Annotated in this window: 17 protein-coding genes and 1 tRNA gene; 12 read left to right on the top strand and 6 right to left on the bottom strand. The window is 69.7% G+C overall.

Annotated features, from left to right (window positions below; translation table 11 throughout):
* Position 1 precedes the first annotated feature (1 nt).
* Positions 2-1,096, bottom strand: a complete 1,095-nt coding sequence (locus tag V6S85_RS04065; RefSeq protein ID WP_334348133.1) for a citrate synthase/methylcitrate synthase — start codon at positions 1,094-1,096, stop codon at positions 2-4.
* Between the two features lie 76 nt (positions 1,097-1,172).
* On the opposite strand from V6S85_RS04065, the gene V6S85_RS04060 reads away from it, so the two are divergent.
* Entirely contained in the window at positions 1,173-2,321 is a 1,149-nt protein-coding gene (locus V6S85_RS04060) for a citrate synthase family protein (protein ID WP_334348132.1), read from the top strand.
* A 236-nt stretch (positions 2,322-2,557) separates the two neighbouring features.
* Here the strand turns inward: V6S85_RS04060 and gltB are convergent, their stop codons facing one another.
* Together gltB and V6S85_RS04050 are read right to left on the bottom strand one after the other, a co-directional pair.
* The gene (gene gltB, locus V6S85_RS04055; RefSeq protein ID WP_116569486.1) at positions 2,558-7,081 is read right to left on the bottom strand and encodes a glutamate synthase large subunit; all 4,524 of its coding nucleotides are present in this window, start codon (positions 7,079-7,081) and stop codon (positions 2,558-2,560) included.
* Between the two features lie 18 nt (positions 7,082-7,099).
* The gene (locus V6S85_RS04050) at positions 7,100-8,548 is read right to left on the bottom strand and encodes an NAD(P)-dependent oxidoreductase (protein WP_334348131.1); all 1,449 of its coding nucleotides are present in this window, start codon (positions 8,546-8,548) and stop codon (positions 7,100-7,102) included.
* A gap of 245 nt (positions 8,549-8,793) precedes the next feature.
* Here V6S85_RS04050 and V6S85_RS04045 point away from each other — a divergent pair, with 245 nt between their 5' ends.
* The gene (locus V6S85_RS04045) at positions 8,794-9,594 is read left to right on the top strand and encodes an undecaprenyl-diphosphate phosphatase (RefSeq protein WP_334348130.1); all 801 of its coding nucleotides are present in this window, start codon (positions 8,794-8,796) and stop codon (positions 9,592-9,594) included.
* Positions 9,595-9,780: 186 nt separating this feature from the next.
* Here the strand turns inward: V6S85_RS04045 and V6S85_RS04040 are convergent, their stop codons facing one another.
* Positions 9,781-10,752 carry a complex I NDUFA9 subunit family protein gene (locus V6S85_RS04040; RefSeq protein WP_116569563.1) on the bottom strand — a complete coding sequence of 324 codons (972 nt, stop codon included), beginning with the start codon at positions 10,750-10,752 and terminating at the stop codon, positions 9,781-9,783.
* A 142-nt stretch (positions 10,753-10,894) separates the two neighbouring features.
* On the opposite strand from V6S85_RS04040, the gene V6S85_RS04035 reads away from it, so the two are divergent.
* The 9 genes from V6S85_RS04035 (at position 10,895) to ptsN (ending at position 17,366) form a co-directional block, all read left to right on the top strand.
* Positions 10,895-10,981 (top strand) — tRNA-Leu (locus V6S85_RS04035).
* A 150-nt stretch (positions 10,982-11,131) separates the two neighbouring features.
* Positions 11,132-11,749 (top strand): ribonuclease D, encoded by a 618-nt coding sequence (locus V6S85_RS04030; RefSeq protein WP_101720588.1) that lies wholly within the window; start codon positions 11,132-11,134, stop codon positions 11,747-11,749.
* Positions 11,750-11,762: 13 nt separating this feature from the next.
* Positions 11,763-12,392 carry an LPS export ABC transporter periplasmic protein LptC gene (lptC, locus tag V6S85_RS04025; RefSeq protein WP_334348129.1) on the top strand — a complete coding sequence of 210 codons (630 nt, stop codon included), beginning with the start codon at positions 11,763-11,765 and terminating at the stop codon, positions 12,390-12,392.
* A gap of 42 nt (positions 12,393-12,434) precedes the next feature.
* On the top strand, positions 12,435-12,965 hold the full coding sequence (locus V6S85_RS04020) for an LptA/OstA family protein (RefSeq protein WP_243410651.1): 531 nt from the start codon (positions 12,435-12,437) through the stop codon (positions 12,963-12,965).
* A gap of 8 nt (positions 12,966-12,973) precedes the next feature.
* Positions 12,974-13,735 (top strand): LPS export ABC transporter ATP-binding protein, encoded by a 762-nt coding sequence (lptB, locus tag V6S85_RS04015; protein WP_116569490.1) that lies wholly within the window; start codon positions 12,974-12,976, stop codon positions 13,733-13,735.
* A gap of 193 nt (positions 13,736-13,928) precedes the next feature.
* Positions 13,929-15,428, top strand: a complete 1,500-nt coding sequence (gene rpoN, locus V6S85_RS04010) for an RNA polymerase factor sigma-54 (protein ID WP_116569491.1) — start codon at positions 13,929-13,931, stop codon at positions 15,426-15,428.
* A gap of 91 nt (positions 15,429-15,519) precedes the next feature.
* Positions 15,520-16,131, top strand: coding sequence for an exopolysaccharide biosynthesis protein (locus V6S85_RS04005; protein ID WP_334348128.1), 612 nt, complete (start codon positions 15,520-15,522; stop codon positions 16,129-16,131).
* A 52-nt stretch (positions 16,132-16,183) separates the two neighbouring features.
* Positions 16,184-16,813: a ribosome hibernation-promoting factor, HPF/YfiA family gene (hpf, locus tag V6S85_RS04000; protein WP_116569492.1), complete on the top strand. Its 630-nt coding sequence runs from the start codon at positions 16,184-16,186 to the stop codon at positions 16,811-16,813.
* Between the two features lie 85 nt (positions 16,814-16,898).
* Complete coding sequence (gene ptsN / locus V6S85_RS03995; protein WP_334348314.1) at positions 16,899-17,366, top strand: PTS IIA-like nitrogen regulatory protein PtsN; 468 nt, start codon at positions 16,899-16,901, stop codon at positions 17,364-17,366.
* A gap of 6 nt (positions 17,367-17,372) precedes the next feature.
* Here the strand turns inward: ptsN and V6S85_RS03990 are convergent, their stop codons facing one another.
* Together V6S85_RS03990 and V6S85_RS03985 are read right to left on the bottom strand one after the other, a co-directional pair.
* Positions 17,373-17,918 carry a hypothetical protein gene (locus V6S85_RS03990; protein WP_334348127.1) on the bottom strand — a complete coding sequence of 182 codons (546 nt, stop codon included), beginning with the start codon at positions 17,916-17,918 and terminating at the stop codon, positions 17,373-17,375.
* A gap of 33 nt (positions 17,919-17,951) precedes the next feature.
* Entirely contained in the window at positions 17,952-18,344 is a 393-nt protein-coding gene (locus V6S85_RS03985) for an acyl dehydratase (protein ID WP_116569494.1), read from the bottom strand.
* 123 nt (positions 18,345-18,467) lie between these two features.
* Here V6S85_RS03985 and V6S85_RS03980 point away from each other — a divergent pair, with 123 nt between their 5' ends.
* Positions 18,468-20,666, top strand: coding sequence for a protein-disulfide reductase DsbD family protein (locus tag V6S85_RS03980; RefSeq protein WP_334348126.1), 2,199 nt, complete (start codon positions 18,468-18,470; stop codon positions 20,664-20,666).
* The last annotated feature ends 2 nt before the right edge of the window (positions 20,667-20,668 follow it).

Genomic DNA, 20,668 nt, shown 5'->3' with positions numbered 1-20,668 from the left:
GTCAGGCCGCCGCCCTGGGCCGGGGCCCGACATAGACCGATTGCGGACGAATGAGCTTGCCGCTGGCCTGCTGCTCGCGCGCGTGGGCGATCCAGCCGGCCGTGCGGCCCGCCGCGAACACGCAGGTGAAGGCCTCGGGCGGCAGGCCCAGCGCCTCCAGCAGCAGGGCGGTGTAGAACTCGACATTGGTCTCCAGCGGCCGGTCGGGCTTGCGACGGCGCAGGATGTCGAGGGCCGCGCGCTCCACCGCCTCGGCCAGGGCCAGGCGCCCGGGCAGGGCGCCGGCGCTTTTCGACAGCCGTGACAGGGCCGCCTTGAGGGCGTCGGCGCGGGGGTCGCGGACGCGGTAGATGCGATGGCCAAAGCCCATAAGCCGCTCGCCGGCGTCGAGCGCGGCCTCCAGCCAGGGGACGGCGTTGCCAGCCGTGCCGATGGCGTCGAGCATGTCGACCACCGGCCCGGGCGCGCCGCCGTGCAGCGGGCCCTTCAGCGTCGACAGGCCCGCCAGCACCGCCGAGCCCAGCCCCGCCCGCGTCGAGGCCGCCACACGAGCGGCGAAGGTCGAGGCGTTGAGGCCGTGGTCGCAGACCGTGACCAGATAGGCGTCCAGCGCGCGGGCCTCGCCGTCGGTCGGCGCCGCGTCCCGGATCATCCGCAGGACATCGGCGGCGTGGGGCAGGGCGGGGTCCGGCGCGACCGCTTCCAGCCCCTGGCGGCGGCGCAGCACGGCGGCGGTGAACACGGCCGGCGCCACGGCCAGCACCAGGGCGTCACGCAGGCTGTCGCCGTCGGGCAGGCGGGCCAGGAGGGCGCGCATGGCGTCATAGGGATCGCGGGCGGCCAGGGAGTCATCGAGAGCGGCGATCTCGGCGAAGGCCCGCGCTCGCGCTTCGCCCAGGGCCGGGGCCAGGTCTGCGAGAAGGTCGTCGAAGAAGCCGTCCAGCAGCAGGTGGACGGCGTCCTCGAAGCGGGCGTGGCCGGCCAGGTCTTCCACCGCCCAGCCGCGGATGGTCAGGCGGCCGGCCTGGCCGTCGACGTCTGAAAGCACGGTGGCGGCGGCGATCACGCCTTCGAGGCCGGTGGAAACTTGGACCATGACTGAGGTCTCCTTTCGCCGGTGATGATCGCTCCGACGGCTTGATCGTCAATCTTGATCAATATAATCAATATTCATGGCGGACGATTGGCTCGATGCGGACCAGGCGATGGCGCGGCTCGGCGTGCGGGCCCAGACGCTGTACGCCTATGTCAGCCGGGGGCGGATCGAGGCTCATGCCCATCCGGATGATCCGCGTCGCAGCCTCTATCGCGCCTCCGACGTGGCGGCGCTGGCCAAGCGCAAGGCGCGGGGCCGCAAGGCCGCCGACGTCGCCGCCGAAGCCATCGCCTGGGGCGAGCCGGTGCTGGCCTCGGCGATCACCACCGTGCGGGCGGGGCGCCTGTGGTATCGCGGTCGCGACGCCGTGCAGCTGGCCGGGACCGAGAGTTTCGAGGCGGTGGGGCGACTGCTGCGGGACGATGCGGCCGAGGCCGCCGTCGCCACCCATGCGCCGAGCGCCGCGCCGACCATCCGCGCCCGGCTGTTTGCGGATCTCGCCGCCCGCGCCGGCGAGGATCGTCCGGCCCGGGGCCGCGCGCCGCTGATGCTGGCGCAGGAGGCGGCGGGCCTGCTCGATCTGGTCGCCGACGCCGTGGCGGGGCGGGCGGGCGAGGGGCTGATCCACCAGCGGCTGGCCGCCGCCTGGGGCCTGGACGCGGCCGGCGGCGACCTGGTGCGCAGGGCGCTGGTCCTGCTGGCCGACCACGAGCTCAACGCCTCGACCTTCGCCGCGCGGGTCGCGGCCTCGACCGGCGCGTCGCTGTCGGCCGCGGCGCTGGCTGGGCTCTCGGCCCTGTCGGGACCGCTGCACGGCGGCATGGCCGCCCGGGTCGAGGCCCTGGCCCGCGAGGCCAAACGAGAGGGCGCCGAGCGAGCGGTCGCCGTGCGTCTGGACCAGGGCGCGCCGCTGCCGGGCTTTGGCCATCCGCTCTATCCCGACGGCGACCCGCGCGCGGCGGCCCTGCTGGCGGCCTTCGATCCCGCGCCGGACATGGCCGCCTTGCGCCAGGCGGTGGTCGTCGCCACCGGCCAGGCGGCCAACATCGACTTTGCCTTGGTCGCCCTGGCCCGGACCCTGAGCCTGCCCGAGGACGCCCCCTTCGCCCTGTTCGCGGTCGGCCGCACGGCGGGCTGGCTGGCGCACGCCCTGGAGCAGGCCAGGACGGGCCGGCTGATCCGTCCCCGGGCGCGCTATGTGGGTGATGCTTTCCCTCCCCCTTGATGGGGGAGGGGCAGGGGTGGGGGGGCTGACGAAGATGACGGGCGTCAGTGTTCGTCGGCCGGCGCTGTTGTCACCCCCATACCCGGCCCTTCCCCCATCAAGGGGGAAGGGAGGATCAAAACAACAAAGGGGAGCGCTCGGGCCGGAGCGCTCCCCTCGTCGTGCGGCGGGCTGGGAGGCGCGCCGCGCGGCCGTCGCCCCGGAAGAAGGCGACGGATCTCGTTGCGGGCGGACCCTCAGGCCCGCTCGTGAACCGCTTCCTCGGCCGCCAGCGGCTGGGGCAGGCGGCTGACCATCTCCTTCGGGCACACCTGCCAGAAGAGGTCGCGGGCGCGGTCCCAGTCGCGCAGCAGGCTCTCGGCGAAGGCCGAGTCCGTCTCGCGGGCGTGCTCGGCGATCAGCGAGCGCAGCACGCCTTCCCAGTAGGGCGAGGCCAGGCGCTGCACGATGATGCTCTCGGGGTTGTAGTTGGCCGAGAAGCGGTCGTGCTGGTCGAGCACGAAGGCCATGCCGCCGGTCATGCCCGCGCCGAAGTTGCCGCCCGTGGGCCCGAGGATCACCACCTGGCCGCCGGTCATGTATTCGCAGCCGTTGGCGCCGCAGCCTTCGACCACCGTGGTGGCGCCCGAGTTGCGGACGGCGAAGCGCTCGCCGGCCTGGCCGGCCGCGAACAGGCGGCCCGAGGTGGCCCCGAACAGCACGGTGTTGCCGATCAGGGTGTTGGTCTCCGGCGCCGCCAGGCCGCGCGGCGGCTTGATGGTGATCGTCGCGCCCGACAGGCCCTTGCCGACATAGTCGTTGGCCTCGCCGGTCAACTCGATGCGCAGGCCCTGCACCGCGAAGGCGCCCAGGCTCTGGCCGGCCGAGCCCTTGAGCTGGACGGTCAGGTGGCCGGCGGGCAGGCCCTTCATGCCGAACTTGCGGACGATGTGGCTCGAGGTGCGGGTGCCGATGGTGCGCGCCGTGCTGCGGACCGTGTAGGTCAGCTGCATCTTCTCGCCGCGCTCCAGCAGCGGAGCGGCGTCGCGAACGATCTGGGCGTCCAGCGTGTCGGGCACCGCGTTGCGACCGACGACCGTGTTGTACGGCTTGTTCGAGCCCGGATCGGCGCGAACCAGAAGCGGGTTCAGGTCGAGGTCGTCGAGGTGCTCGCCGCCGCGCGAAACCTGCGCCAGCAGGTCGGTGCGGCCGACGATTTCCTGCAAGGACTTGAAGCCCAGGCCCGCCAGGATCTCGCGCACTTCCTCGGCCACGAAGGTGAAGAGGTTGACGACCTTGTCCGGCGTGCCGGTGAACTTGGCGCGCAGCGCTTCGTCCTGGGTGCAGACGCCCACCGGGCAGGTGTTGGAGTGGCACTGGCGCACCATGATGCAGCCCATCGCCACCAGCGAGGCGGTGCCGATGCCGAACTCCTCGGCGCCCATCATCGCGGCGATGACCACGTCGCGGCCCGTGCGCATGCCGCCGTCGGCCCGCAGGACCACAGAGTGGCGCAGGTTGTTCAGCGTCAGCACCTGGTTGGCTTCCGACAGGCCCATCTCCCACGGACCGCCGGCGTACTTCACCGAGGTCTGGGGCGAGGCGCCCGTGCCGCCGACGCCGCCGGCGACCAGGATCACGTCCGCTTTCGCCTTGGCTACGCCGGCGGCGATGGCGCCGATGCCGGTGGCCGCGACCAGCTTCACCGTGACCCGGGCGATCGGGTTGATCTGCTTCAGGTCGTAGATGAGCTGGGCCAGGTCCTCGATCGAATAGATGTCGTGGTGCGGCGGCGGGCTGATCAGCATCACTCCAGGGGTGGAGTGACGCAGACGCGCGATCATCTCGGTGACCTTGAAGCCGGGCAGTTGCCCGCCTTCGCCGGGCTTGGCGCCCTGGGCGACCTTGATCTCCAGCTCGACGCACTGGTTCAGGTACTCGGCGGTGACGCCGAAGCGGCCCGAAGCCACCTGCTTGATGGCGCTGTTGGGGTTGTCGCCGTTCGGCAGCGGCTTGTAGCGGGCCGAGTCCTCGCCGCCCTCGCCCGACACCGAGCGGGCGCCGATGCGGTTCATTGCGATGTTCAGCGCGCCGTGGGCCTCGGGGCTCAGGGCCCCCAGGCTCATGCCCGGCGTGACGAAGCGCTTGCGGATCTCGTTGACGCTCTCGACGTCGTCGGTCGAGATCGGGTTGCGGTCCGAGCGCCAGTCGAGCAGGTCGCGCAGCTGGATCGGCTTCTGCGTGCGCAGGCCCGAGGACCAGCGGCGATAGAGCTCGTAGTCGCCGGTGTCGCAGGCGCTCTGCAGGGTGTGCATCAGGCGCGCCTCGAAGGCGTGGGCCTCGCCCGAGCGGCGCGACTTGTAGAGGCCGCCGACCGGCAGGGTCACCGCCGACAGCTCCCAGGCCTTGCGGTGCAGCTCGACGGTCTTGGTCTCGATGCCGGCCAGGCCGATGCCCGAGATGCGCGAGGGCATGCCGGGGAAGAACTCGGCGGCCAGAGCGCGCGACAGGCCGACGGCTTCGAAGTTGTAGCCGCCGCGGTACGAGGAGATGACGCTGATGCCCATCTTGGAGATGATCTTCAGCAGGCCGCCCTCGATGGCGCCTTTGAAGTTCAGGCACACGTCGCGCAGCGTCTTGTCGCCGGCCAGGCCGCGCTCCAGGCGGTCCTGGAAGCTCTCCTGCGCCAGGTAGGCGTTGACCGCCGTGGCGCCGACGCCGACCAGCACCGCGAAGTAATGCGTGTCCAGGCACTCGGCCGAGCGCACGACCAGCGAGACGTAGGAGCGCAGGCCCTTGGCCACGAGGTGAGCGTGCACGCCGCCGGTGGCCAGGATCATCGGCAGGCCGACGCGGCCTTCGTCGCTGGCCTCGTCGGTCAGGACGATGGCGCCGCAGCCGCGCAGCACGGCGTCCTCGGCCTCGGCGCGGATGCGGTCGAGGTTGGCGCGCAGGGCGTCGCCGGCGCGGGCCTCGGCCGCCGGCAGCGGCATGGTGCAGTCGATGACCGCGACGTTCTTCTCGCCCAGCAGCTCGCGGATGCGGATGTACATGCCGGTGGTCAGCACGGGGCTTTCCAGCACGTACACGTCGGCCTGGGCGGCGTCCTGGGCCAGGATGTTGCCGAGGTTCTTGAAGCGGGTCTTCAGGCTCATGACGCCGGTCTCCCGCAGGGGGTCGATCGGCGGGTTGGTCACCTGGCTGAAGTTCTGGCGGAAGTAGTGCGACAGCGGGCGGTACTTCTCCGACAGCACCGCCAGCGGCGTGTCGTCGCCCATCGAGCCGACGGCTTCCTTGCCGTCCTCGACCATCGGGGCGAGGATCATCTCCAGGTCTTCGAGGCTGTAGCCGGCGGCGGCCTGGCGGCGGGTCAGCTCCTCGCGGCCGTAGCTGCGCGGCTCGGGGCCGGGCGCGATCTCCTTCTCGAGATCGACCATGTTGCCCAGCCACTCGGTGTAGGGGTGGCGGCCGGCCAGTTCGTCGACGATCTCGTCCTCGCCGTAGAGCTTGCCCTCGTTCAGGTCGATGGCGATCATCCGGCCCGGCGCGATGGCCAGCTTGCGGGTGATGCGGCTTTCCTCGACGCCGCACATGCCCGCTTCCGAGCCCATGATGACCAGGCCGTCGTCGGTATAGGCCACGCGCAGCGGGCGCAGGCCCGAGCGGTCCTTGCCGGCCACGACCCAGCGGCCGTCGGTGGCGCACAGGGCGGCCGGACCGTCCCAGGGCTCCATCACGGCGTTGCAGTAGGAATAGAGCGCCTTGTGCTCGTCGCTCATGTTGGGGTTGGAGGCCTCGGGCACCAGCAGGGCCTTGGCCATCGGCGCGTCGCGGCCGGCGCGGACCAGCACCTCGAAGGTGTTGTCCAGGCTCGCCGAGTCCGAGCCGCCCGGCTGGATCACCGGCTTCACGTCGTCCCCGAACTCACCGAAGGCGTCGGCCGCCATCTTGATCTCGTGGGACTTCATCCAGTTGATGTTGCCCTTGATCGTGTTGATCTCGCCGTTGTGGGCGAGCATCCGGAAGGGCTGGGCCAGGCGCCACTGCGGGAAGGTGTTGGTCGAGTAGCGCTGGTGGAAGATCGCCACGGCGGCGGCGAAGCGCTCGTCCTTCAGGTCCGGATAGAACTCGTCGATCGACTCGGCCAGGAACATGCCCTTGTAGATCAGCGAGCGGGCCGAGAACGAGCAGATGTAGAAGTCGCTGATGTTCTGGGCGTGCACGCGCTTTTCGATGCGCTTGCGGCACAGGAACAGGGCGCGCTCCAGCGCCTCGCCCTCCAGGCCGGCCGGACCGGCCAGCATGATCTGCTCGATTTCCGGACGCGTGGCGTTGGCCTTCTCGCCGATCACCGAGGTGTCGACGGGCACCTGGCGCCAGCCGTAGATGTAGAAGCCGAAGCGCAGGGCCTCGGCCTCGACGATCGTGCGGCAGGTCTCCTGGGCGCCCAGGTCGGTGCGCGGCAGGAAGATCTGGCCGACGGCGATCGGACCTTGGCGCAGGGCGTGGCCGGTGCGGCGCACCTGGTCGATGAAGAAGTCCTGCGGGACGCTGACGAGCACGCCGGCGCCGTCGCCGGTCTTGCCGTCGGCGTCCACCGCGCCGCGGTGCCACAGGGCCTTCAGGGCCTTGATCGCCAGTTCGACGACCTCGCGGCGCGGCTGGCCGTCGATGGCGCAGACCAGGCCGACGCCGCAGGCGTCGCGCTCGGTGGTCGGGTCGTAGGCGTGGCCGTCGATGAGGGCCTGGCGGTTCTTCAGATAGAGGTCGATCTGGCTCATGGTCTGATCTCTCTTTCCTTATTCCGCCGCGATCAGCGCGGGAGCGCCGGCCTTGGCCTTCAGGTAGCGGTGGATGGCGGCGGCGGCGTCGCGGCCGTCCTTGATCGCCCACACCACCAGCGAGGCGCCGCGGACGATGTCGCCGGCGGCGAAGACGCCGTCGAGGTTGGTCATCTGGTTGCGGACGTCGGCCTTCACCGTGCCCCAACGGGTGGTCTTCAGGTCGGGCGCCGACCAGGTCTGCGGCAGGTTCTCGGGTTCGAAGCCCAGGGCCTTGACCACCAGCTGGGCCGGACGGTCGAAGTCGCCGCCAGGGATCTCTTCGGGGCTGCGGCGGCCCGAGGCGTCCGGGGCGCCCAGGCGCATGCGGATGGCCTTCACGCCGGTGACGGCGTCGGCGTCGCCCGACAGGGCGCGCGGGGCGGCCAGCCATTCGAAGGTGACGCCTTCTTCCTCGGCGTTGGCCACTTCGCGCAGCGAGCCGGGCATGTTGGCCTTGTCGCGGCGATAGAGGCAGGTGACCGAGGTCGCGCCCTGGCGGATGGCCGTGCGCACGCAGTCCATGGCGGTGTCGCCGCCGCCGACCACGACCACGTCCTTGCCTTGGGCGTTCAGCTCGCCGCTGTCATAGGCCGGCACGTCGTCGCCCAGGGTCTTCTTGTTGGAGGCGATCAGGTAGTCGAGCGCGGGCACCACGCCCTTGTCGCCCGAGCCCGGAACGGTCAGGTCGCGCGCGGCGTAGACGCCGACGGCGATCAGCACGGCGTCATGCTGGGCGCGCAGGTCTTCCAGGGTGGCGTCCTTGCCGACCTCGAAGCCGAGCTTGAAGGTGACGCCGCCGTCGGCCAGGCGCTGGGTGCGGCGCTCGACGACGTCCTTTTCCAGCTTGAAGCCGGGGATGCCGTAGATCAGCAGGCCGCCGGCGCGGTCGTGGCGGTCGTAGACGGTGACGGCGTAGCCCTGCTCGCGCAGCTTCTCGGCGGCGGCCAGGCCCGCGGGCCCGGCGCCGACGACGCCGATCGACTGGCCGCGGTCGGCGGCGGCCACGAGCGGCTTCACCCAGCCCATCTCCCAGGCCTTGTCGGTCAGGTAGCGTTCGACCGAGCCGATCGTCACGGTGCCGTGACCCGACTGCTCTATGACGCAGTTGCCTTCGCAGAGGCGGTCCTGCGGGCAGATGCGGCCGCAGACTTCCGGCATCGAGTTGGTGGCCTGCGACAGGGCGTAGGCTTCCTCCAGCCGGCCTTCGGCGGTCATCCGCAGCCAGTCGGGGATGTTGTTGTGCAGCGGGCAGTGGGTTTGGCAGTAGGGCACGCCGCACTGCGAGCAGCGCGAGGCCTGCTCGTTGGCTTTGGCGTCGATGAAGTCGGCGTAGATCTCGTGAAAGTCGCCGTTACGCTCTTCGGCCGCCCGCTTTTCAGGCGTGCGACGCGCGACGGTCGTGAATTTCAACATGCGCTCGGCCATGCGCCTTCCCTCGCCCCCGCTGCCGGGGAAAAATTTGCTTGCGAGGGCCTCATACGGACTCTTCAGGGCAATAAGAATGCGGTGGTAAAATTAGTGTACGAATATATCCGGGGCGCCGCCATGGTCATTGCGAGCGACTCGCAGCTATGCCCTAAATTGGTCCACTTTTTGGATAAACCCTTTCTTTACCGTGTCGGGCGCACGCCCGTTTCCGCTCGTAAGGGCCTGTTACACAAGGGAATGACATGCCGGATTGGCTGATCGCGATCGTGCTGGGCCTGATCGAGGGCCTGACCGAGTTCATTCCCGTCTCGTCGACTGGGCACCTGCTGCTGGTCGGCCACTTCCTGGGCTTCCACAGCCCGGGCAACACCTTCCAGGTGCTGATCCAGCTGGGCGCTATCCTGGCGATCACCAGCGTCTATTTCGGGCGGCTGTGGGGCCTGTTGACGACCCTGCCGACCAATCCGGGCTCGCGCCGGTTCGTGATCGGCATCCTGCTGGCCTTCCTGCCGGCGGTGTTCGTCGGCGTGCTGGCCCACGACTTCATCAAGACCGTGCTCTACGAGAGCCCCACGCTGGTCTGCGCCACCCTGATCGTCGGCGGTTTCATCCTGCTGGGTCTGGACCGCATGAAGTTCGAGCCCAGGCACACCGACGTGGCCGACTATCCGCTGAAGACGGCCTTCATCATCGGTCTCTTCCAGTGCCTGGCCCTGGTGCCCGGCGTCTCGCGCTCGGGGGCGACCATCGCCGGCGCCCTGCTGCTGAAGTGCGACAAGCGCTCGGCCGCCGAGTTCAGCTTCTTTCTCGCCATGCCGACCATGGCCGGCGCCTTCGCCTACGACCTCTACAAGAACATCGACCAGCTCAGCACCAAGGACATGGGCATGATCGGCCTGGGCTTCGTGGCCGCGCTGATCTCGGGCGTGTTCGTGGTCAAGACGGTGCTGAACTTCATCACCCGCCACGGCTTCGCGCCCTTCGCCTACTGGCGGATCGCCGTCGGCGTCGTCGGCCTGGCTCTGCTCTACATCCCGCGCTGAGCCGGCCGCGGCCCTTCTCCCCTGCGGGAGAAGGTGTCGGCGTAAGCCGACGGATGAGGGGTTTCTCAAAAGCAAAACGCCGCGACAGCCGATCAGCTGTCGCGGCGTTTTTCGTTGGTGCGACCCCTCACCCGACCTCCCTCCGGGAGGCCGCCCTCTCCCGCAAGGGGAGAGGGAAGGTTTGGATCAGAACGCGCCGGCCGGGGTCGGGGCGTACTGGCCGCCCTTGCGGTAGCGGTAGAGGTAGGACGGCACGACGGCCTCGACGGCGGTCGGGACGATCCCGAGGTCGGCCAGGCCCTTGGCGCCCGGCGCGACGACGTTGTCGCCGGCCTTCAGCAGGGCGACCTGGTCGGTGGTCAGAGGCGGGGCCAGCGGCAGGAGCGAGGCCTGGATGTCGCCCAGCTTGCCCACCAGGCCCGCGATCGGCCAGGGCAGGGGCGCCAGCACGCGGGCGCGGCCGGTCTCGGTCAGAACGAGCTCGAGCAGCTCCTTGAACGTGTAGACGGCCGGGCCGCCCAGCTCATAGGTCTGGCCCTGCGCGCCCGGGGTGGCGATGATCTTGGCGATGGCGGCGGCCACGTCGCCGACGAACACCGGCTGGAACTTGGTGGCGCCGCCGCCGACCAGCGGCAGGGCCGGGGCGGTCGCGGCCAGCTGGCCGAACTTGTTGAAGAACTTGTCTTCCTGGCCGAACACCACCGACGGGCGCACGATGGTGGCGGTCGGGAAGGCGGCGCGGACGGCGGCCTCGCCCTCGGCCTTGGTGCGGGCGTACTTGGCGTCCGAATCGGCGTTGGCGCCGATGGCCGAGACCTGCACCAGGCGCTTGACGCCCGCGGCGGCGGCCTGCTCGGCCACGGTCTTGGCGCCCATGGCGTGCAGGCTCTGGAACTGCTGGCGGCCGCTTTCCCACAGCACGCCCACCAGGTTGACGGCCGCCTCGGCGCCGTCCAGCGCGCGGGCCACCGAGGCCTCGTTGCGCACATTGGCCTGGATCACCTCGATCTGGCCGACATCGCCCAGCATGCGCATGCGATAGGCCAGATTGGGCTGACGCACGGCCACGCGCACGCGATAGCCCGACTTGGCGAGGGCGCGCACCACCTGGCTTCCTACGAAGCCCGAGCCGCCGAACACCGTGACCAGACCCTGCATCTTCATTCCTCGTCGCTGCGATGAAGGGGGGATTAGACGAGCCTGGGGATGTTCGCAAGAAAAGTGAGAAATGCGATTGACGCCGCCGGAACCTTTGCATAAACGTCCCGGCCTCGCAGCGGCCCAACGGGTTGCGCCGCGGGCCCAGGTGGCGGAATTGGTAGACGCGCTGGCTTCAGGTGCCAGTGACCGAAAGGTCGTGGAGGTTCGAGTCCTCTCCTGGGCACCACCCCTCTCGCAAGCATGCGAAGAGCGGGTGGCGCCAAGCTTTCCTTACAATAGATACTCCGTTCATCTGGCGTGCATCGCCGACGCTCCACTATAAGACGTCGGAGCGGCGCCGGTCGCGACGACGCCGACGCGTGGAGACGAAAGACACTTGGCCAGCTTTGTTCATGAAGGCGACCTGCCCGACGGCGTGTTCGCCGGGGCGACCGCGATCGCCATCGATTCGGAAACCATGGGCCTGCGCCTCGGGCGCGATCCGCTGTGCGTGGTGCAGCTGTCGTCCGGCGACGGCGACGCCCACGTGGTGCGCCTGGACCGCTCGACCTATCATGCGCCGAACCTGAAGAAGCTGCTGGCCGATCCGGCCGTGCTGAAGCTTTTCCACTTCGGTCGCTTCGACATCGCCATGTTCCTGCTGCATCTGGGCGTCATGACGGCCCCCGTGTACTGCACGAAGATCGCTTCCAAGCTCGCCCGCACCTATACCGACCGCCACGGCCTCAAGGACGTGACGCGCGAGCTGATGGGCGTGGAGCTGTCCAAGGCCCAGCAGAGCTCCGACTGGGGCGCTGATTCGCTGAGCCCCGAGCAGGTGGCCTACGCCGCCTCGGACGTTCTGCATCTGCATGGCCTGCGCGAGCGTTTGAACGCCATGCTGGTGCGCGAGGGCCGCATGGCCCTGGCCCAGGCCGCCTTCGACTATCTGCCCCACCGCGCCGCGCTCGACCTGGCCGGCTGGGAAGACGTCGACATCTTCGCGCACGCTTAAGGAGAGACGAGCCGTGGTGGACGTGGCGATGAGGGGCGGCTTCAAGCGCGATCTGCGGCGCTGGCGCCGTCGCTCGCGCCTGGTCCGCGGCGCGCGCCTGCTGCTGCCGGTGGCCATCCTCGCCCTGGTCGGCGCGTCCGTTGGCCAGGTGATCTGGCGCACGGTGACCGCCGCCGAGCGCGCGCCGGAAAGGCCCCAGGCCCAGATCCGCATGCTCAACCCGCGCTTCTACGGCCAGTCCAGCGAAGGCCGGGCCTTCCTGATCACCGCCCGCTCGGCGGTCCGCGACGACGCCGACCTCAAGCGCGTGCTGCTGGACGATCCGACCCTGACGCTGGGCACCGACGAGCCCAAGCCGACGCGGGTCACCTCCAAGAACGGCGTCTATCGCGAGGACACCCTCAAGCTCGTGCTGCGCGGCGACGTGCGCATGGACGACGGGGGCGGCTATCGCTTCGCGTCGGACGAGGCTTTCGTCGACACCAAGACCGGCGTGATCACCGGAGAAACCCTGCTGCAGGGCGAAGGCCCCACAGGACAGGTGAAATCCAACGCTTATTCCGTATATGACAAGGGCGACCGCATCGTTTTCCGGGGCGGCGTGAAAACGCGCCTGGACCGCGTCGACGGCGACGGGAACTAGAGGACGATGCGACAGATGAGGGCGAGGTCGATGAAACGAGCAATGGCGGTCGCTATCGCCGCGAGCCTCCTTGGGGGGCTTTCGGCCGCTCCGGCCCTGGCGCAGAACAGTTCCAGCGCGCCGGTCGACATCTCGGCCGACGAGCAGGAGACCATCTCCAGCCAGTGCAAGACGATCTTCCGCGGCGCCGTCGAGGTGCTGCAGGAGACCTCGCGCCTGCGCGCCGCCAAGATGACCCTCTACAATCAGAAGAAGGCCAAGAGCGGCGACGGCAGCGGCTGCGGCAACGTCGACCGGGTCGAGGCCGAGGGCGAGGTGTTCTACGTCACGCCCAAGCAGACCGTGCGCGGCGACCGGGCGACCTACGACTACGCCTCCAACACCATCGTCGTGACCGGCAATGTCATCGCCATCCAGGGCCAGGACGTGGCCCGCGGCGACCGCATGGTGGTCAACACCAAGACCAACGACGTGCGGATGGAATCGACCACCAAGGGCGCGGGCAAGAAGAACCGCGTGCGCGCCGTGGTCTATCCCAGCACCGCGGACGACGCCAGCAAGCCCAAGCCCTGAGAGCCGTGATGCAATTCAACTCCCTGGGCGGCGGTTCGACCGAGGACGGCCTCTATGTCGACGGCGTCGGCAAGACCTTCGGCGACCGGCCGGTCGTCAAGAACGTCTCGCTGCGCCTCAAGCGCGGCGAGGTGGTCGGCCTCCTGGGGCCCAACGGCGCCGGCAAGACCACGACCTTCTACATGGTCACGGGCCTGATCGCCGCCGACTACGGCTCGATCTATCTCGACGGCGAGGACATCACCGCCCAGCCGATGTTCCAGCGCGCCCGCCTGGGCGTCGGCTACCTGCCGCAGGAAGCCTCGATCTTCCGCGGCATGACGGTCGAGCAGAACGTCATGGCCGTGGTCGAGATGCGCCAGAAGAACCAGCGGGTGGCGCGCGAGACGGTGACCAGCATCCTCGAGGAGCTGCGGATCACCCACATCCGCAAGTCGCCGGCCGTGGCCCTGTCGGGCGGCGAGCGCCGCCGCGTGGAAATCGCCCGCGCCCTGGCCAGCGAGCCGTCGTTCATGCTGCTCGACGAGCCGTTCGCCGGCATCGACCCGCTGGCCATCTCCGACATCCGCGAGGTCGTGAACTATCTCAAGAACCGCGGCATCGGCATCCTGATCACCGACCACAACGTCCGCGAGACGCTGGACATGGTCGATCGGGCCTCGATCATCGCCGCCGGCGAGGTGCTGTTCGAAGGATCCCCCAAGGAGATCGTCGACAACCCCGAAGTGCGCCGGGTTTACCTGGGCGACAGCTTCTCCGACCGCGCATAAACGGTTCGGACATGATTGCGGCGCGGCGGCCTGCCGGGGCGACTGCGAAAAAGGCCTTGTCCCGCAAGGCCTTTTTCTTTTTCACGGACGGATGGTCGCACCGGCCCGATATTTGCAGGCGTTCGCGCCCCGTTAACCAGACCGGCCTTTCAATGGCGATCGTAACTTTCGTTCGATTTGCCAGGAGGGCGCGTTGGCGCTCAGCCCCAGACTCGATATCCGGCAGGGCCAGGGCCTTGTCATCACTCCGCAACTGCAGCAGGCGATCAAGCTTCTGCAGCTGTCGAACATCGAGCTGGAAGCCTTCGTCGAGGCCGAGCTCGAACGTAATCCGCTGCTGCAGCGCGACGACAGCGACCGCGAGGTCGAACGCGAGGGCGAGCCCGAGCGCGCCGTCGAGAACCTGGGCATGGAAAGCGTCTCCGACGCCTCGGCCAGCCGCGAGATGGACACGCCCGGCGACGACGTCTCGCCCGGCGAGCGCGCCACCGGCGACGGCGAGGACCATGGCGCCGAGCACGCCGGCGGGCAGATCGACTGGTCGCGCGCCGGCGGCGGCGGCAGCTTCGAGGGCGACGACAATTTCGAAGGCGCCCTGAACCGTCCCGAGACGCTGTCCGAACACCTGAACGGTCAACTGCTGCTGGCCGGCCTGTCGCCCGCCGACGAGGCCATCGCCGCCATCCTGATCGACGCCGTCGACGCGGCCGGCTACCTGCGCGCCGATCTCTGGGAGATCGCCGAGCGCCTGGGCTGCGAACTGGACCGCGTCGAGCGCGTGCTGAAGGTCGTCCAGGGCTTCGAGCCCTGCGGAGTGGCCGCCCGCGACGTGCGCGAGTGCCTGGAACTGCAGCTGCGCGACGTCAACCGCTACGATCCCGCCATCGCCGCCCTGCTCGACAATCTCGACCTGCTGGCGCGCCGCGACCTGGCCGCGCTGCGCAAGATCTGCGGCGTCGACGACGAGGACCTGCGCGAGATGATCGCCGAGGTCCGCGGCCTGACCCCGCGTCCGGGCGCGGCCTTCCACAGCGATCCGCCCCAGACCCTGGTGCCCGACGTGCATGTGCGCGAGGGCCTCGGCGGCATGTGGCACGTCGAGCTGAACACCGACACCCTGCCGCGCGTGCTGGTCGACCAGCGCTACCACGCCCGCGTCTCCAAGGGCGCGCGCAGCGACCAGGAAAAGACCTTCGTCTCCGACAGCTTCGCCACCGCCAACTGGCTGGTCAAAAGCCTCGACCAGCGAGCCAAGACCATCCTTAAGGTGGCCAGCGAGATCGTGCGCCAGCAGGACGGCTTCCTGGCCTACGGCGTCGAGCACCTGCGACCGCTGAACCTGAAGACCGTCGCCGACGCCATCGGCATGCACGAGAGCACGGTCAGCCGGGTCACCTCCAACAAGTACGTCGCCACGCCGCGCGGGGTGTTCGAACTGAAGTTCTTCTTCACCTCGGCCATCCAGTCGTCGGAAGGCGGCGAGGCCCACTCGGCCGCCAGCGTCCGCCACAAGATCAAGGGCCTGGTCGACGCCGAGAAGACCGAAAGCGACGTCCACTCCGACGATCGCATCGTCGAGATCCTGAAGACCGCCGGCGTCGACATCGCCCGCCGCACGGTGGCCAAGTACCGCGAGGCCATGCGCATTCCCTCTTCGGTCGAGCGCCGCCGCCTGATCAAGGAAAGCGCGTAGTCGTTCCCGCGCCGCGTCGAATAGCGACGTTTTCGCGCAAGCGATTTGCGCTCGTCCTGCGTTATACCTGCCTTGTGAACCAGGGCCGGGAATGAGCGACGAGAAGCTGTCAGACGTGATCGAGGGGTTCGGGGACGACCCGCGCCCGGTGCTGACCGTCAGCCAGATGCTGGAAGCCTTCGACAGCCGCGCCTTCGGGGCCACGCTGCTGGTGTTCGGCCTGCTCAACTGCCTGCCCCTGCCGCCCGGCTCCTCGACCCTGCTGTCGCTGCCGATCCTGCTGCTGGCGCCGCAGATCGCCTGGGGCGCCAACGCCCCCTGGCTGCCGCGCGGGGTGCTGGAAAAACCCTTTAAGCGCGACGACCTAAGGGGGCTTTTCCGGCGCATCACGCCGGTTCTGCGCCGCCTGGAAGTGGTGACGCGGCCCAGGCTCGGCTTCATGTTCGCGGCCGGCGGCGAACGCTTCATCGGCGTGGTCTGCACGCTGCTGGCCCTGGTGCTGGTGCTGCCGATTCCCCTTGGAAACCTTGCTCCAGGCGCGACCGTGGCCGTCCTGGCCCTGGCCCTGCTGCAGCGCGACGGCCTGCTGGCCCTGCTCGGCTACCTGATGGCGACCGCCAGCGCCGCGCTGCTGTTCCTCAGCGCTGGTGTCGTGACCGCCGCCGTCAAGAGGCTGATCGGGGTCTTTTCGGGACTCTTCTGAGGCCCTTTTGCTCCCGCTTGACACCGCCCCCGGACCGGCGCGTTGATAGGGCATGCAAGTCCAAATCTCCGGCAAGCATGTCGACGTTGGTGAGGCTCTGCGAGCGCGAGTCGCCGACGAAATCGCCCTGAGCATCGGCAAGTATTTCGACCGAGGCGGTGACGCCGACGTCGTGATCAGTAAGGAGGGCTACGCCTTCCGGGTCGATTGTTCGGTAAAGCTGGCTTCGGGCCAGCAGCTCATGAGCCACGGCTCTGGCGGCGACGCCCATGTGGCGTTCGACCAGGCCCTGGCCAAGATCGAGACGCGCATAAGGCGCTACAAGCGCCGCCTCAAGAGCCACACCGAGGCGGCCACCGCCAAGCAGGCCGAGAACGCGGCGTTCTACGTGCTGCGCGCCCCCGAGGACGAGCACGAGGACGAGGACTGGTCGATCGAGGAGGACCACCCCGCCGGCGCCCCGTCGGCCATGGTGATCGCCGAGACCCAGGCCTCGCTCAAGACGATGACCGTTTCCATGGCTGTCATGGAACTGGACTTGACCGAGTCCCAGGCAATCGTGTTTAGGAACGCCGCCCACGGCGGATTGTCGGTGGTCTACCGCCGGCCGGACGGAAATATCGGTTGGATCGACCCCGAGCGCACCAAGCCGCTGAACGGAAACGGCTCGACCTTGAGCTAGCTGGAGCCTAAGCGGTCCCGGCGCGTTTCGGGACCGCGGCGGCCGAGCTTTCGGCGGCCGGTATAGAGCGAGCTAGTTGAAGTCCATGACTATCGGCGATCTTCTGGACCACGGGGCGGTGACCCTGCGCGTCAGCGCCAAGGACAAGCGCCAGGTTCTCGGCGTCATCGCCGACTTCGCCGGCCGCGTGCTCGGCTTCGATTCCGACATCGCCCTCGACGGCCTGATCGACCGCGAGGGGGCCGGTTCGACCGGCGTCGGCCAGGGCGTCGCCCTGCCGCATGCCCGCGTGCCGGGCCTGGATCGCGTGCGGGCCGTGTTCGTGCGCCTGGAAACTCCCGTCGCCTTCGACGCGCTGGACGACAAGCCGGTCGACCTGTTCCTGGCCCTGTTCGCCCCGCCCGAGGCCAACACCCAGCACCTGCGGGCCCTGGCCCGCGTCTCGCGCATGTTGCGCCAGCCCGAACTGCGCGAGCAACTGCGCCAGGCCCGCTCGGCCGACGCCGTGCACGTGCTGCTGGCCCGCGAGACCGCGACCCCGACGGCGGCTTAAGGCCCCCTACAGCACCTCGATCTTGTAGCTGCAGCCGGCCAGCGTCTTGCCCGGATGCGTGGTCACGGTCGAGACGTTCAGCGTGATGCGGGTCTGCGTGGTCAGGCCGTCCGCGGACTCGGTCTTTTCCGAGATCACCCGCTCGCCCATGAACTTGGCCGGCACGTCGATCGCCGGCTCGATCTTCAACTGCTTGGCCAGCGGATGCGGATCGGCTTCGTCCAGCACCGCCAGGGGTCCCGAGCTGTTGAAGGCGATCAGGCTGGTCGTGCGGCCGAACACCTCGATCGGCCTGGCCAGACGATACTGCTTGAGCATGAAGTTGGGCGACTTCACCTCGGTCAGGCCGAAATGCCTGCGGGCGTCCGCGCCCTCCGTCCCCGCCAGCCAGAAGGCGACGGTATTGTAGCTCGGCACGTCGTAGGTCTCGCAGGCGATCAGCTTGGCCAGGTCCACGGTCTTGGGATCGATCTCGTCGTCCTGGGCCATGGCGGGGCCGACGCAGGCGAAGGCGAGGGCCAGCCCGCCGGCGATCAGCGTCTTGTTGATCATGGGTACGCTCCTACGGGAGGGCCAAGCGCCGCCTCAGCGGGCGAAGATGCTGCGGGTCAGGCACGAGAAGACCAGGCGCCCGGCCTCGTCGAGCAGGTCCTGCTGGGCGATGACGATGCCCTTGCCCTCGCCAACCGGATCCTTGCCCATCACCGTCATGCGGCCGCGCAGAAGTTCGCCGGCCGGCGGGTTGCGCAGCCAGCGCAGGGCGTCGACGCCCACGCGCTTGGTCTGGGGCCAGTCGGCCGAGGCTTCGCTGTCGAGGCGGGTCCAGATCGCGAAGACCATGGCGTCGGGCGCGCCCAGCGAAGGATCCCAGCCCGGCTGGAAGGCGGCGATGAAGACGTCCAGCGCCTTCTCGTCCACCACCGTCGCGCCCAGGGTCACCACCTGACCGATCTGGATGTCGTCGAAGGAAGCCGGCACGGGTGTTCTCCTGTCGATACGCCCGTCAAAGCGGACGAGCGACCTGACCACGGCGCCTTGAAGGTTGTCGAGAGCGCGCGCACGGGCCATGTGTCATCGCGAAGTTTCTTTGCAAGGTCGCCGATGCTGTTGCGCAGGTTGTTCGCCGCCGTCCTGGCCCCGCTGGCCCTTCTTGCCGCCGCCGCTTCCCCGGCGCGCGCCGAGGTGGTCAAGACCGGCCACATCGAGGTGGAGCTGGTTTCGCAGGAAGCCGCCGCCGTGCCCGGCTCGACGGTGTTCGTGGCCCTGCGCCAGAAGATCCAGACCCACTGGCACACCTACTGGCGCAATCCCGGCGACGCCGGCGACGCCACCAAGATCGTCTGGACCCTGCCCGCGGGCTGGACCGCCGGCGACATCGTGTGGCCGACGCCCGAGCGCGTGCGCGTCGGGCCGCTGCAGGACTACGCCTACAGCGGCGAGGTGTTGCTGCCGGTGCCGATCACCGTGCCGGCCTCGGCCAAGCCGGGCCAGACCGTGACCCTGAAGGCGGCCGCCGCCTTCCTGGTCTGCGAGGAGATCTGCGTGCCCGAGGACGCGGTGGTGACCCTGTCGCTGCCCGTCGTCGCCGGCCCCGCCAAGCCCGATCCCAAGTGGGGCGAGACGGTCGCCCAGGTGCTGGCCGCCGCCCCCAAGCCCGCCGGCCTGAAGGCCACCTGGAGAAAGGACGGCGAGACCCTGAAGCTGTCGGTGACCGGCGCCGCCCTGAAGGGCGCCGACTTCGCCGACGCCTACTTCTTCCCCTATTCGGGCAAGGCCATCGACCACGCCGCGCCCCAGGCGATTGAGCGCGGGGCCGAGGGCCTGACCCTTTCGCTGACCGCCGGCTTCGACTTCGGCCCGGAGGCGACGGAGGCCCCGACCGAGCTTTCGGGCGTGCTGGCCCTGAAGGGCGGCTCCTACGAGATCACCGCCACGCCCGGCGAGACCCCCGCGGGGTCTGTAGGGCTAGGCTCTCTGCCCGCGGCCGGCGCCGGTTCGACCGGCGGCGCGCAAGCCTCCGGAGGGACCGGTTCGGTCGGTTCGGCCTCCGGCGTCGGCGGACTGCCGGTCGCCCTGCTGTTCGCCTTTCTCGGCGGCCTGATCCTCAACCTGATGCCCTGCGTCTTCCCGGTGCTGTCGCTGAAGGCCGCCAGCCTGGCCGCCCACGCCCACGACCCCGGCAAGACCCGCGTCCAGGGCCTGGCCTTCCTGGCCGGGGTGGTCGCCACCTTCCTCGCCCTGGCCGGCCTGTTGATCGCCGTGCGCGCGGGCGGGCAGGCCGTGGGCTGGGGCTTCCAGCTGCAATCGCCGGCGGTGGTCGCCGTGCTGTCGCTGCTGATGCTGCTGGTGGCGCTGAACCTGTCGGGCGTGTTCGAGGTCGGCGCGGCCGTCCAGGGCGCGGCGGGCGGCGTCTCGGCCGGCTCGGGCCTGGCCGGCGCCTTCCTGACCGGCGCTCTGGCGGTGATCGTCGCCGCCCCCTGCACCGCGCCGTTCATGGCCGGCGCCCTCGGTTTCGCCCTGACCCAGCCGCCGGCCTTCGCCCTGCTGGTGTTCCTGGCCCTGGCGCTGGGCTTCGCCGCGCCCTTCGTCATCCTGGCCTTCGCGCCGGGGCTGCTGAAGAAGCTGCCCAGGCCCGGCGCCTGGATGGACGTGCTCAAGCACGCCCTGGCCTTTCCGATGTACGGCGCGGCCGCCTGGCTGGTCTGGGTGTTCAGCCAGCAGGCCGGCGGCGTGGCGCTGGCCCTGCTGCTGGCCGCCGCCGTGCTGGTCGCCTTCGCCGCCTGGGCCTATGGCCTGGGCGAGACGCGCCGGTTCGCCGGCAAGACCCCGCTGGTCGCCTTCGGCTTCGCTCTCGCCGGCCTGGCGGGCGGTGTTCTCCTGACGATCGGCGCCCTGAAGGCCCCGGTTCCCGCCGTCGGCGCGCAGGTCGCCGAGGCCGCCGGCCCGGGCCTGGCCGCCGAGCCCTGGAGCCCCGCGCGCGTCGCCGCCCTGCAGGCCGAGGGCAAGGTGGTGATGGTCGACTTCACCGCCGACTGGTGCGTGACCTGCAAGGTCAACGAGAAGACGGCGCTCGCCGGTCCGCGCCTGGCCGACGCCTTCAAGGCCCAGAACGCCGTCCTCTTGAAGGCCGACTGGACCAGGCGCGACGCGGCCATCGCCGCCGCCCTGGCCGAGCACGGCCGCGCGGGCGTGCCGCTCTATCTGGTCTATCCCAAGGGCGCCGGCGCGCCTGTCATCCTGCCCCAGCTGCTGACCGAGGGCCTGGTGATCGAGGCGGTTGAAAAGGCGGCGAAGGGTTGAGG

It is taken from the genome of Caulobacter sp. CCNWLW153, assembly GCF_036889365.1.
Classification (GTDB): domain Bacteria; phylum Pseudomonadota; class Alphaproteobacteria; order Caulobacterales; family Caulobacteraceae; genus Caulobacter; species Caulobacter radicis.
This window is presented reverse-complemented; position numbering and strand designations above follow the sequence as displayed.

Coding starts and splice junctions, on each gene's coding strand:
- V6S85_RS04065 (WP_334348133.1), bottom strand. CDS start 1,096: ATGGTCCAAGTTTCCACCGGCCTCGAAGGCGTGATCGCCGCCGCCACC.
- V6S85_RS04060 (WP_334348132.1), top strand. CDS start 1,173: ATGGCGGACGATTGGCTCGATGCGGACCAGGCGATGGCGCGGCTCGGC.
- gltB (WP_116569486.1), bottom strand. CDS start 7,081: ATGAGCCAGATCGACCTCTATCTGAAGAACCGCCAGGCCCTCATCGAC.
- V6S85_RS04050 (WP_334348131.1), bottom strand. CDS start 8,548: ATGGCCGAGCGCATGTTGAAATTCACGACCGTCGCGCGTCGCACGCCT.
- V6S85_RS04045 (WP_334348130.1), top strand. CDS start 8,794: ATGCCGGATTGGCTGATCGCGATCGTGCTGGGCCTGATCGAGGGCCTG.
- V6S85_RS04040 (WP_116569563.1), bottom strand. CDS start 10,752: ATGCAGGGTCTGGTCACGGTGTTCGGCGGCTCGGGCTTCGTAGGAAGC.
- V6S85_RS04020 (WP_243410651.1), top strand. CDS start 12,435: ATGGCGGTCGCTATCGCCGCGAGCCTCCTTGGGGGGCTTTCGGCCGCT.
- lptB (WP_116569490.1), top strand. CDS start 12,974: ATGCAATTCAACTCCCTGGGCGGCGGTTCGACCGAGGACGGCCTCTAT.
- V6S85_RS04005 (WP_334348128.1), top strand. CDS start 15,520: ATGAGCGACGAGAAGCTGTCAGACGTGATCGAGGGGTTCGGGGACGAC.
- hpf (WP_116569492.1), top strand. CDS start 16,184: ATGCAAGTCCAAATCTCCGGCAAGCATGTCGACGTTGGTGAGGCTCTG.
- ptsN (WP_334348314.1), top strand. CDS start 16,899: ATGACTATCGGCGATCTTCTGGACCACGGGGCGGTGACCCTGCGCGTC.
- V6S85_RS03990 (WP_334348127.1), bottom strand. CDS start 17,918: ATGATCAACAAGACGCTGATCGCCGGCGGGCTGGCCCTCGCCTTCGCC.
- V6S85_RS03980 (WP_334348126.1), top strand. CDS start 18,468: ATGCTGTTGCGCAGGTTGTTCGCCGCCGTCCTGGCCCCGCTGGCCCTT.